Origin of the sequence: Labilibaculum sp. (assembly GCF_041595635.1) — a bacterium.
In the GTDB taxonomy this organism is placed as follows: Bacteria; Bacteroidota; Bacteroidia; order Bacteroidales; family Marinifilaceae; genus Labilibaculum.
On record NZ_JBFHJW010000044.1, the window covers coordinates 24,453 to 36,844 of the forward strand.

A 12,392-nucleotide genomic window follows, 5' to 3' on the forward strand; every position below is an offset into this window, starting at 1 on the left:
TTCTCTACATTTCAATAGTAATAATAATTTTATTCGGCTACAATAAGCGACAATTTTCCAACAACTCTACCCGTTTCGCTGTACTGGTGTGCCTCAGCTACATCATTAAGATCGTAGGATTTATCAATATGAGTTTTTAAGAGTCCAGCATCCACAAAATCTGCCAGCAATTCTAGATCTGCCCTATTCTCCTGTACGAAAATATGCTTCATTTTTTGCGAAGCGAATAGATTATGAACAGAACCTAACAAAAGAATATTGAAGGAAGGAAGTGTAGTTACAAAAACACCAGCACGTTGCACAAGATGTTTTACTTTGGAAAATTCCTGATTCCCCACCACATCAAAAAAAATGTCGTATTCTTCCTGAAGCGATACAATATCCTGACTCTTGTAATCGATGACTATATCGACACCTAAATCTTCCGCAAACCGTTTATTTCGGCCGCTACAAACTCCAGTAACCCGGCAATCGAAAGCCTTTGCCAATTGAACCGCAAAGGAACCAACTCCTCCCGAGCAACCATTCACCAATACATTCATTCCTTTCTTCATTTTCCCCAGTTTGAGAAGTGCTTGTAAGGCTGTTAATCCTGCCAAAGGCAAAGTGGCAGCCTCTTCAAAAGTCATTTTCTGAGGTTTTAAAGCCAAATGATTCGCTGAACATGCCACATATTCAGCGTAAGCGCCATTTTTACTGATATCAATTTTCCCAAATACCTCATCGCCTATGCGAAAAAATTGTACTTTTTTGCCCACTTCAACAATTCTTCCAGCAATATCTCCACCTAAAATACAAGGCAATTTTTTTCTCATAAATAACTTTAAACTGCCTTTTCGGATTTTCCAGTCTACCGGATTCACCGAAGAAGCATACACTTCAATCAAAACCTGATCATCTTTAATTTTGGGTCGGGAAAGGTTTGCTATCTCCAATACATCCGACGGACCATATTTCTTCATCACTACCGCTTTCATATCCAAAAGTTTTAAATTAAAAACTCTTCTTCTAAACTCCCTAGTCTTCAATTTACAACAAGTTTCAGATACATTCAAAGAAAAAAGGGCTATTCCATTCGAATTAGCCCCATAGCAAAAATTTAGAAAACAGCTTATTTCAATTGCTCCCAATTTCCATCAAAAATTATTTTATCAGTAGATCTACGAGACCTTTCTTTCGATTCCATTTCACGAATATTCTCGGGCAGTTGTTTTGGGTCACCCAAATAACCAAGGGCAATCATACTTACAATATCAAAATCATCAGGAATATCGAACACCTCCCGAGCCTTATCTGAATCAAAACCAGCCATTTGATGAAGGTACAAATTCATACTTGTGGCTTGAATCGTCATGTTTCCGATCGCTAAACCCAAATCGTGACGAGCATAATGATTGATTTTTTGATTTTGAGCAAACTTTTTACTGGTCAAAGCCATCATTATCACAGGTGCATTTCTCGCCCACAACTTATTAAATTCCACCAAACAGGATAAAAGCTGATCATATCGTTCTGCATACTCTTTACTTGCATAAATAAAGCGCCAAGGTTGCTCATTAAAACAAGAAGCCGCACAGGAGGCTGCTTCAAACAATGCATTTATTTTTTCCACTTCTATTTCTCGATTCGAAAAGGCTCTAGGACTCCATCTCTTATCTATAAATTCATGAATAATTTGTGACATAAAAACCTATTATTTAATAAGTAAAGAATTCCGATTTACTATTGGGAAATCATCCCATAAAATAAACTCTATCCATAGATTTGGTATCGCTAACTTATTGTTCGCGACTGAACTACCGTTGAATATAAGCATATTTTAACAAAAATTTAGGACTTGCTTGTATTTTATTACATATCTTTGAGCCTAATTTATAAACACAGAACTACTCAAATACTCTAAATCAATGAAAGCAAGTGTATTTCTATTGATTCCTCTCTTACTATTTATGTTACTGGTAGATTTTTATACTTACCGCGGCATAAAACCTCTGATTGCCAGATTAAAAATCAAGCTGGCAAGACAATCATTAATCGTACTGTTTTGGGGTATCTCAATTTTCATTTTTGCAAGTTTTACCCTCTTCATGTTCGGAATTAAGCATGTAAAAGGAGCACAATCCTACATATACGTAGGCTATTTAGTGGCTGGTTTTTCCTTGTTTTACATTCCTAAGTTTGTATTTGTACTTTTCGTTCTACTGAAAGATATACTAGGGGCGATTACGAGAACCATAAGATGGTTCAGAGAGAAAAAGAATAAAAGTGTAACACAGTTTAACTCGAAAAAAAAGATGGAGAGATCTGAGTTTTTGTATCAAATGGGAATTATTTTAGCTGCCATTCCATTTGCATCAATATTATATGGAGTAACCAAAGGAAAATTTAACTACCGAGTGATGCGCGAACGAATCCGCTTCGATCATCTTCCTAAATCGTTCAAAGGATTAAAAATCCTACAGATTTCGGATATGCACCTAGGTAGTTTCAACAAAAATTTCAATAAAATTGAAAAAGCTGTCGAGCTAATTAACGAACAAGAAGCCGATTTAATTCTTTTTACTGGCGATTTAGTTAACAATTTTGCCGAAGAAACCGATGGCTGGGCTCCTATTTTATCAAAAATGAAAGCCAAAATTGGCAAATACTCCATCCTTGGCAATCACGATTATGGAGACTACTCCCATTGGCCATCCGCTCAGCATAAAGCTGAAAATTTACAAGCCATTAAAAATTTTCATGCTAGCATGGGTTTTAAACTAATGTTAAACGAAAGTGAAACCATCCGAATTAATGGAGAAGAAATTGCATTAATTGGTGTCGAAAATTGGGGAAAACCACCCTTTCCGCAACATGGCGATTTACACAAAGCAATGAGTGAAAACAACAATCATCCTTTCAAGATTCTAATGAGCCACGATCCCTCGCATTGGGATGCTCAGGTTCTAGATACTGACATTGCCCTTACCTTTTCGGGACACACTCATGGCATGCAATTTGGACTCGAACGTGCTGGTATAAAATGGAGCCCTGTACAATATAAATACCCTCGCTGGGGCGGATTATATCAGGAAGCCAATCAATACCTATATGTAAACCGAGGCTTTGGATACATTGGATTTCCAGGTAGAATAGGAATGCCACCAGAAATTACCCTGGTTGAATTAGCTTAATTAAGACTTATCATCAATACGAATAATATCAATATACAGTAAGAGGATTCCATATTGGAATCCTCTTTTTTTCTGCACACAACTTATTCCTTCTCGATTTGCAAATTCTTTACTCTATCGGTTAAAAAGTAAAAGTTTAGATCCTATTCTGCAGCTAATAAAAATCAAACCATCAACTTGAAAATGCCAATACTTGCAAATTAAATTGAGTATAATACTTTTTTATTTTGTACATTTAATAGACCTTATGATTTGATATAGTGATCATTCAACAGATTTAAAACCTAATTGAAAGCTCTATCATGTTGTATTCTATTAATCCCAATTACTAACTAAACAATTTTAACATGAACGAATTCAAAAAATTTATTGCAAAAGGCAATGTACTCGAAATGGCTGTTGGTTTAATCATGGCTCTCTATTTTGGTGCAATAATAAAATCGTTGGTGAATGATATTATTATGCCCCCAGTAGGAATAATTTTAGGTGGAGTCGATTTTTCTGATCTAAAAATTATTTTACAAAGCGCTGTAATAGAAACAAGTCCCGGCGCTGGCGATGCCCTCAAAGAAGTCGCTATATCCTATGGTCTGTTTATTAACGCGATTATAACCTTCCTTATTGTTGCTTTCTCTATTTTTATGGTCGTAAAAGGATACAATAAAATGAAAGAGAAAATGGCAAAGAAAGAAGAAGAAAAACCAGCTGCTCCTGCTGCTCCTAGCAAAGAGGAAGTTTTACTTACCGAAATACGCGACCTACTCAAAAAATAAATTGAGAATAAATATAACATTTTAAAGGACTCTTTCGAGTCCTTTTTTTTGCAGAAAAAATGGCGATCTACATCCTTCTTCAAAATACCGTAATCCTTATGATTGTAGGTAATCCATCAAATCACTATGCCAATTCATTTACTATACTTTTTCATTGCAAGATCATTCCACCTGATTACTAAAGCATAAGTATATATTTTTCAAAAAAACAACACGCGTATTGGTACTGATAATTAATAGCATTTTTTATTCACCTTACTAATTTTATGCTTACTTTAGGAAAATGATACGAATATAAAAACTCACGATTTTTTAATCAATCTTACACCCGCAAACTAATCAAATTGCGCTTTTTAAATTATAATTCAGTAAATTTAACAGGCACGGTTTACACTGATTTAATTGAATAATTAATACAAATACATAAGCGATCTTTTCGACTAACTATTCTCATCCTCTCGCCATATCAGTTCATGAAATACTGATTTATCTTCTGTTAACTCGTTAACGAAACAGTTTGACACTTGAATTTTTCTTTTACTAATAAATACCAATTAAAAGATGAAAAGTAGTCCTGACAAAATTAGCAAATGCCCTGTCACAGGAGCAACTAAAAAGCACAGTGTTGGTACCAGCGGTACAAAAAATCGCGACTGGTGGCCTAACCATTTAAAACTAAATATTCTTCGACAACACTCTAACCTATCAAATCCAATGGGATCTGATTTCAATTATGCGAAAGCATTTAAAAGTTTAGACCTGAAAGCCATAAAAAAAGATCTTCACAACTTAATGACTGATTCTCAGGATTGGTGGCCTGCTGATTTTGGTCATTACGGTCCATTCTTTATTCGCATGGCATGGCATAGCGCAGGAACCTACCGAACTGGTGACGGCCGTGGTGGTGCAGGTACCGGACAACAGCGATTTGCTCCTCTTAACAGTTGGCCTGATAATGTGAATCTAGACAAAGCCCGACGACTACTTTGGCCAATCAAGCAAAAATATGGTGAAAAAATATCATGGGCCGACCTAATGATTCTTACTGGTAATGTAGCATTAGAATCAATGGGGTTTAAAACTTTCGGTTTTGCTGGCGGACGAGAAGATGTCTGGGAACCCGAAGAAGATGTTTATTGGGGAAACGAAACCACCTGGTTAGAAGATAGCGATCGATATTCAGGAGAACGAGACCTAGACAACCCTCTTGCTGCAGTACAAATGGGACTTATTTATGTGAACCCTGAAGGTCCAGGAGGAAATCCCGATCCTCTTGCCGCTGCCAAAGATATACGCGACACTTTCGCCAGAATGGCAATGAACGATGAAGAAACTGTTGCTCTTATCGCCGGAGGACACACCTTTGGTAAAACTCATGGTGCTGGAGATGCTGCACATATTGGTCCTGAACCCGAAGCTGCTGGCATAGAAGAACAAGGCTTGGGATGGAAAAATTCTTTCGGATCTGGAAAAGGAGGCGACACCATAGGAAGCGGCATTGAGGTAACATGGACACAAACACCTGCCAAATGGAGCTACTACTTCTTCGAAAATTTATTTAAATATGATTGGGAACTCGTTAAAAGCCCGGCAGGTGCCTATCAGTGGGTTGCAAAAAATGCAAAAAAAGTGATTCCTGATGCTCACGATTCTTCAAAAAGTCATGTTCCAAGTATGCTTACTACCGATCTTGCCTTGCGTTTTGATCCTGTTTATGAAAAAATTTCCAGACGTTTCTACGAACATCCTTTAGAATTTGCTGACGCCTTTGCGCGTGCGTGGTTTAAGCTAACTCATCGTGATATGGGACCAAGCTCTCGTTATTTAGGTTCCGAAATTCCAAGTGAAGAACTCCTATGGCAAGATCCTATTCCTGCTGTAAATCATCCCCTTATCGATGAAAAAGACATTCGTAGCTTAAAAGCAAAAGTGCTGCAATCAGACTTAAGTATTTCTCAATTGGTAACTACCGCTTGGGCATCTGCCTCAACCTTTAGAGGTTCTGATAAACGTGGTGGAGCCAATGGTGCTCGTATTCGCTTGTCACCTCAAAAAGACTGGAAAGTAAACAATCCAGAGCAACTAAAAATTGTTCTGCAAAAACTAGAAGCAATTCAGAAAGAATTCAATAGAGCCACAAGCAATGGTAAAATGCTATCGATGGCCGACCTTATTGTTTTGGCTGGTTGTGCTGCTCTAGAAAAAGCAGCTAAAGATGGAGGCAATGCAATCAAAGTTCCTTTCACTCCGGGACGTATGGATGCATCGCAAGAGCAAACCGATATAAATTCTGTTGACGTTTTGAACCCAGCAGCTGATGGGTTCCGAAACTATTTAAGGAGTAAATTTACCATTCCAACAGAAGAATTATTAATTGATAAAGCTCAATTACTTTGCCTAACGGCTCCAGAAATGACCGTTTTAGTAGGTGGTATGCGTGCATTGAATGCAAACTATGACCATTCAAAAAATGGCATTTTAACCGATCGACCAGAACAACTCACCAACGATTTTTTCGTTAATTTACTTGATATGGGAACCGTTTGGATGCCAACAGATGATACCAAAGAAATCTTCGACGGCCGCGATAGAACCAGTGGTAGCAAAAAATGGACTGCAACTCGAGTTGACCTAATCTTTGGATCGAATTCCGAACTTAGGGCTCTTGCTGAAGTTTATGCAAGTGCCGATGCTCAGAAAAAGTTCGTTACTGATTTTGTAACAGCTTGGGACAAGGTGATGAATTTGGATCGTTTTGATTTAGTCTAAACCTTAAAATTACTTTTACAAAACACAACAAAATAACAACAGAAAAGGTGGTCGAACAGGCCACCTTTTTTCTTCAATAAAAACATCTGTTAAAGACAGGTTTTACAAATACCATCATAGACTTAAAAATCTATCTGTCGTAATTTTTTTGAAATTTAGTATGAACTCAAGGAAATCGACAGTAAAAGATTTGCAAACAAATTACCCGTTTGATCTTCGTACCCAACACGAATTCCCAAATCAACAGGAGAAGAAAATCGCAGCACATGCAAATCGGCATTAATTTCAGCTCCAAAAGAGGTATAATCTTCCTCGTAATTGTATAAATTATCTCCACTACTAAATCGGCCTTCCTCACGCGCATAGTCAAGAAATGCATCCAATCGAATTCGCTTACAGTAAACCAAAGGACCTAAGTTCCAATCAGGGTAAAATAATGGCAAAGCATAATCAATACTTGAAGAATAAATATCTTCACCATAAATATCCGACATCCCTCTTGGGCTTCTAATTATCGTTGAAAAATTCGAATCGTAACTAGAACGATTTTGATAACCACCATACAATTTAACACCATGATGTTTATAAAAACCAGGAAAATATAGAGTACTCGCTACCGACCACGTTTCTCCTAACTGAGCATCTCCAAAAGGAGTATGCCGATAGTTAAATTCGAACACCTGTGCCCACTGATATTGTACATCACGAGTGGCCATTTTAGCAATACGATAAGCAAAAAGCTGATATTGCATTATTTTCTGACTGTAATCCTCATCAGCAAAATCATACTCCCCCAACCCCATACTACTGTTTGTATTCAGTGCTATGTATTCAATTTTATCCAGTTTTGCTAAGTTATAAGTTATTTTTGGCGTAACAGAGGTACTATATTTCCCAGCAGAAAGATCAAATGGGAAACTAATACTATTCTCCCAGCCCCATTGCCTCATAGTCCGGTTCACATAAACCGTATCGACTTGAGAGGGTAAGATTCGATCTGCAAGTGTCCAAAAAGTAGCCTCTTTACTTCCAACCGTTAGCTTTGATTCAATAATAGGAAACCAAGCTTCATAGGAAAAATTTGCATAAAACTGTCCCTTGTCATAGCCTTCCTCTTTTCGATAACCAATTGTTCCCAAAAGTGTGCTTAGTTTATTTTGGGTCGCAACAGAAACTCCTATATCTGCTTCCTCTTCCAAACCATCAATAAAGACAGGTGCCCAGGAGTGGAAATTAAATAAATGTGCTGTTTTAGAATATTTTTTCACTTCGAAGCGATCCAAATTACTTGTATCTGGTTGTAATTTTTCACCCAACTGTTCCGACAAGCTCTCGGCCAAAGGAAAAGGTGCAAAGTTTCCTGTCCACTCTTTCCATTCATCTGTCTGATAATCGGTTTTTACTGGCAAGTAACCATCCGAGGTATAGTCAGAATAGTAAAGTTTATTTTTAGAAACATGCAAATCTCGAGCTCCAAATCTTGAGCTAGTCACCTGATACAGCTTTTTACTAGATCGATCGTAAGCAAAAATATTATCAATTCCAGTGTAAGCCGCTGTAAAAAAGATATGTTTATCACTCAATTCTATTTGCGAGATATCGTATTTCCCAGAACTAAACAAACATGTTTTTTTTCTCGACTTAATATCAAGAGAATACATTTCCTTGCCTTTTTTAGTAAGTAAAACGTAAACGATTTGATCATTTCCATCCCATTTCGGTGACAAAACAAACTCATTTTTTCCGAAATCAATTTGTTGCTCACTCTCCAAGTTCTCAGCATTCAAAATAATCAAGTCATTATCACCCAACAGATCACTTTCTACAGCCACAATCTTTTTCCCATCAGCCGAAAAGGCAGGAGCAAACAAACTGTTCTTATTTTTAATTCTGATTCTCTTTTTTGTATGGGTATCATAAATAACAAGAATACTTTTATCCGCTTTTTCCCAACGTAAATGTTCCTTTTGTTCCGACCAAATTAACTTTCCACTTTGATAATCAAATCCGGTATTAAAATCATATCCGGGAACAAAAAGTTTTTCCTGTTCTCCATTCTTATGAACGATTTGAAAATGTGCCGCATCCGATAATCCCTCCTTCAAAACAATAAGATCACCAACTTCATTTTCGTGCGGAAAACGAACATTGGTATAAATAGACTCACGATTCAGTATAGCTTCCTTACTTGTTAAATCCAATTTTGCATCCTGAACTTGCCATTCCCATTGCAACTCCTTCATCGTATCGTAATAGAGCATTTTCTTGGTATCAGCACACTGATTGTCCTTTTTTACTTGCTCCCAATCAATCTCCTCTACCTGAATTCCCTGAGCCAAAATATCCTTTTGCTTTTCAGATAAAGCAGCAAAAACATCATCGCGTTTGCCGAGCATGCCCATTTTTATTCCATCGGAAAAACTGGTGATTCCTAATGGTTTTTGCCCCACATGATTAAGTGTTTTTTCCCACAATTCATTTCCATAATGCGTTTTTGCTTTTCCTACCAGATAGTAACCCAATTTATACCGATTAGAAATAAAATCCTCATAAGAACCATTAACAGCTTTATCGTAAGAAAAACTTCCTTTTTCCAGTAACTGAGCTCGCAATTCCTGTTCAAAAAAAGGATATCGTCCGCGTCCTGCATCTCCTAGTGCAGTTTCCATACAAACTGCATCTCCTTCTAAAAACCAAGTTGGCAGATAGAGACCCAACACAACAATAGTTGCCTGCTGACCAAATGCATAATTTAAAAACCCAGTAAAACCCTGTTCTAATTTATCCATTTGCAGAATATGTCGATATTCATGGCTGCAAACATGATCGATCCAAAGCTGAGAATCATTATCGGGAGCCGAAGTATTATATACTTCCATTCGCTTAGGCGCCCAGGCAACCATGCCATTACTCGTTGCGCTATGTGTGTGTACCACTACCGAAAATTTCTTTGGCCTATGCTGAAGATCCTTACCCTCTTTTTGCAACAAATCCTGAAAAATAGCAGCCATATATTTAGCCTTCTCTTCGTATTGCTGGGGAAAAATAATTTGAAAATCCTTTGTGTCAATTTGTTTCCAATGAATAGAAGCGGGATCCTGCCCTGTACTATAATATTGTCCGAAAGCAAAATTACCACCACTTATCAGTAAAAAAATAAGATAACATATTTTCATCCTCCTCATCATATCGAAAAAATCGTAAATTATTATTATTTTATTTGGATACACTTTTATAATTGAATGTAAAATTCTAATCAATCATTTCCACTAAAAGCCCAATACTTATCAAAGAAAGTAAAATTAGGACTAAGCCCACACAGAAGAACGAAAAGTCTTCATAAATAATATTTTCCAAGCAAATAAAATTACTTATTTTTAATTAAACCAAAATTATCCTATGAAAATCAAACAATATAAAGTTTCAAAAAAAATCAGCTTAGCCAATACCGACACATTCGAAGAAATTGCCGACGCTAAGAACAAATTAAAAAACATCCGCCGTAAAATTAGTGAATTACAGGATATTATGTATGCACATGGCAAATACGGCATGCTAATTTGCTTGCAAGGCATGGATACATCGGGTAAAGATAGCTTGGTACGTGAAGTTTTTAAAGATGTAAATGCTAGAGGTGTGGTTGTGCATAGTTTTAAATCTCCCACTTCAGCAGAATTGAAACATGACTTTTTGTGGCGCCATTACATCGCCTTGCCCGAAAGAGGGAAAATTGGGATTTTTAATCGAACCCATTATGAAAATGTGCTAGTTACCAGAGTCCACCCACGGTACATTCTGGGTGAAAAAATACCTTCTGTTACCTCTGTTGATGATTTAAATGATGCTTTTTATCATAAACGAATGGAACGAATTGTAAATTTTGAAGAACACATTGTGGAAAGTGGCATCATTGTCTTAAAATTTTTTCTTCATCTTTCGAAGGAAGAGCAAAAAAACAGACTGTTTCGACGCTTGAATAGAAAGGAAAAAAACTGGAAATTTTCCATTGATGATTTAAAGGAACGCAAACTATGGAGCGCTTATCAGGAATGCTATGAAGATGCTATCAATCGTACCTCGAAAAAGTTTGCTCCCTGGTATGTTGTTCCTGCTGATGACAAGGCATCGGCGCGACTAATTGTAGCTGAAACTATTCTGCAAACACTTAATAATCACAAAGATATTAAAGCTCCAAGCCTAGATTCGGAAACACTTGCTCGATTGGATGAATATAAAGCTCAACTAGCCAAAGATTGAAGTAAAAAGTTATCCCCAATAATTTCATTGGCAGACTCTATATAACCATAGAAACATTCTTTGGAATTGTTCTAATTAGTAAGGGCAAATTGTTTGCATAATTCATTTTCTATATAGACCTTTGCCATCCTAAATATAGAACTAATAAGTTCTTTTGAATACAAGAAATTATGAGTCAAATTATCATTAAAACTCCAGAGCAAATTGAGGGAATTCGTAAAAGTTCTCAATTGGCAGGAAACACACTAAAATATATTAGCGATTTCGTAAAAGAGGGAGTTAGTACACTGTACCTAGATAAATTAGTTGAAAAATACATTCGAGACCACGGCGCAATTCCGGCTCCACTTAACTATCATGGTTTTCCAAAATCATGTTGCATTTCATTAAATGAGGTAATTTGTCATGGTATTCCTGATGAAAAAACCATTCTTAAAAATGGAGATATCCTAAATATTGATGTAACCACCATTTTAGATGGCTACTATGGCGATACTAGTACGATGTTTACCATTGGTGATGTTTCGGAAGCTGCAGAAAAATTAGTCGAAGATACTGAACATGCTCTTTATCTGGGTATTGAACAAGTAAAACCTGGCAATTATTTCGGCAATATTGGTTTTATGATTGGCCGTTATGCTAAAGCTAAAAAATACAGTGTGGTTTACGAATTTTGTGGTCATGGTGTTGGTATCGATTTTCATGAAGAACCACAGGTAGAGCACATTTGTCCTAAAAATTCGGGTTCTAAAATGAAGGCCGGAATGATTTTCACCATTGAACCAATGATTAATTTGGGCAAAGCAAGAGCGATTATTGATGAGAAAGATGGCTGGACTGCTCGCACAATTGATAAAAAACTATCGGCTCAATTTGAGCATACCATTTTGGTAACCGAAGATGGATACGAGATTCTGTCGGACGTTGGTGATTATGAGATTTTCAAATAAAGCAGAAGCTTGCTCTTTGTAGAATATAACAAGAAACCGTTTCGAAATTCATTTTTGAAACGGTTCTTTTTGTTTTGAAGAAGCATATTTTATTGTAAATTCGATGGCTTAATCTAAATCAAAAAAATGAAAAATATAGCTGTAATTCTGGCCGGAGGAAGTGGAAAACGGATGGAAATGAAAGTGCCCAAGCAATTTTTAGTACTCGGAGGAAAGCCAATTATTCAGCATTCCATAGAAGCTTTCGAACGACATGCTGAAATTGATGAAATATGCATTATTATTCATGCTGATTTTGTTCCGGAAATTGAAGACATTGTCAACAAAAATAGAATCACGAAAGTGAAACACATTTTACCGGGTGGCAAAGAAAGAAGCGATTCAAGTCTTGCTGCTATTCTAGTTTATAAAGGAGAGCTGGATGTAAATTTAATCTTTCATGATGCAGTTCGTCCTTTTGTATCCGACAA

9 protein-coding genes are annotated in these 12,392 nt (G+C 36.7%); 6 read left to right on the forward strand and 3 right to left on the reverse strand.

What is annotated here, in order from left to right:
* Positions 1 to 29 precede the first annotated feature (29 nt).
* Both ABYT26_RS12600 and ABYT26_RS12605 read right to left on the reverse strand, forming a co-directional pair.
* On the reverse strand, positions 30 to 977 hold the full coding sequence (locus tag ABYT26_RS12600; RefSeq protein ID WP_372754415.1) for an NAD(P)-dependent alcohol dehydrogenase: 948 nt from the start codon (positions 975 to 977) through the stop codon (positions 30 to 32).
* Positions 978 to 1,111: 134 nt separating this feature from the next.
* Positions 1,112 to 1,684 carry a nitroreductase family protein gene (locus ABYT26_RS12605; protein WP_372754417.1) on the reverse strand — a complete coding sequence of 191 codons (573 nt, stop codon included), beginning with the start codon at positions 1,682 to 1,684 and terminating at the stop codon, positions 1,112 to 1,114.
* Positions 1,685 to 1,907: 223 nt separating this feature from the next.
* On the opposite strand from ABYT26_RS12605, the gene ABYT26_RS12610 reads away from it, so the two are divergent.
* From ABYT26_RS12610 to katG, 3 genes are all read left to right on the forward strand, one after another.
* Entirely contained in the window at positions 1,908 to 3,173 is a 1,266-nt protein-coding gene (locus tag ABYT26_RS12610; protein ID WP_372754419.1) for a metallophosphoesterase, read from the forward strand.
* Positions 3,174 to 3,520: 347 nt separating this feature from the next.
* A complete protein-coding gene (gene mscL, locus ABYT26_RS12615) occupies positions 3,521 to 3,946 on the forward strand; it encodes a large-conductance mechanosensitive channel protein MscL (protein ID WP_372754421.1) in 426 nt (141 codons plus the stop codon).
* 561 nt (positions 3,947 to 4,507) lie between these two features.
* The gene (gene katG, locus ABYT26_RS12620; protein WP_372754423.1) at positions 4,508 to 6,715 is read left to right on the forward strand and encodes a catalase/peroxidase HPI; all 2,208 of its coding nucleotides are present in this window, start codon (positions 4,508 to 4,510) and stop codon (positions 6,713 to 6,715) included.
* Positions 6,716 to 6,870: 155 nt separating this feature from the next.
* Here katG and ABYT26_RS12625 read toward each other — a convergent pair whose 3' ends face one another.
* On the reverse strand, positions 6,871 to 9,891 hold the full coding sequence (locus ABYT26_RS12625) for a hypothetical protein (protein WP_372754425.1): 3,021 nt from the start codon (positions 9,889 to 9,891) through the stop codon (positions 6,871 to 6,873).
* A gap of 223 nt (positions 9,892 to 10,114) precedes the next feature.
* Between ABYT26_RS12625 and ABYT26_RS12630 the strand changes: the two genes are divergently transcribed.
* From ABYT26_RS12630 to ABYT26_RS12640, 3 genes are all read left to right on the forward strand, one after another.
* Positions 10,115 to 10,972 (forward strand): PPK2 family polyphosphate kinase, encoded by an 858-nt coding sequence (locus tag ABYT26_RS12630; protein WP_372754427.1) that lies wholly within the window; start codon positions 10,115 to 10,117, stop codon positions 10,970 to 10,972.
* A 170-nt stretch (positions 10,973 to 11,142) separates the two neighbouring features.
* Entirely contained in the window at positions 11,143 to 11,922 is a 780-nt protein-coding gene (gene map, locus ABYT26_RS12635) for a type I methionyl aminopeptidase (protein ID WP_372754429.1), read from the forward strand.
* 126 nt (positions 11,923 to 12,048) lie between these two features.
* Positions 12,049 to 12,392: 2-C-methyl-D-erythritol 4-phosphate cytidylyltransferase (locus tag ABYT26_RS12640; protein WP_372754431.1), on the forward strand; the 344-nt coding region annotated here is incomplete at its 3' end.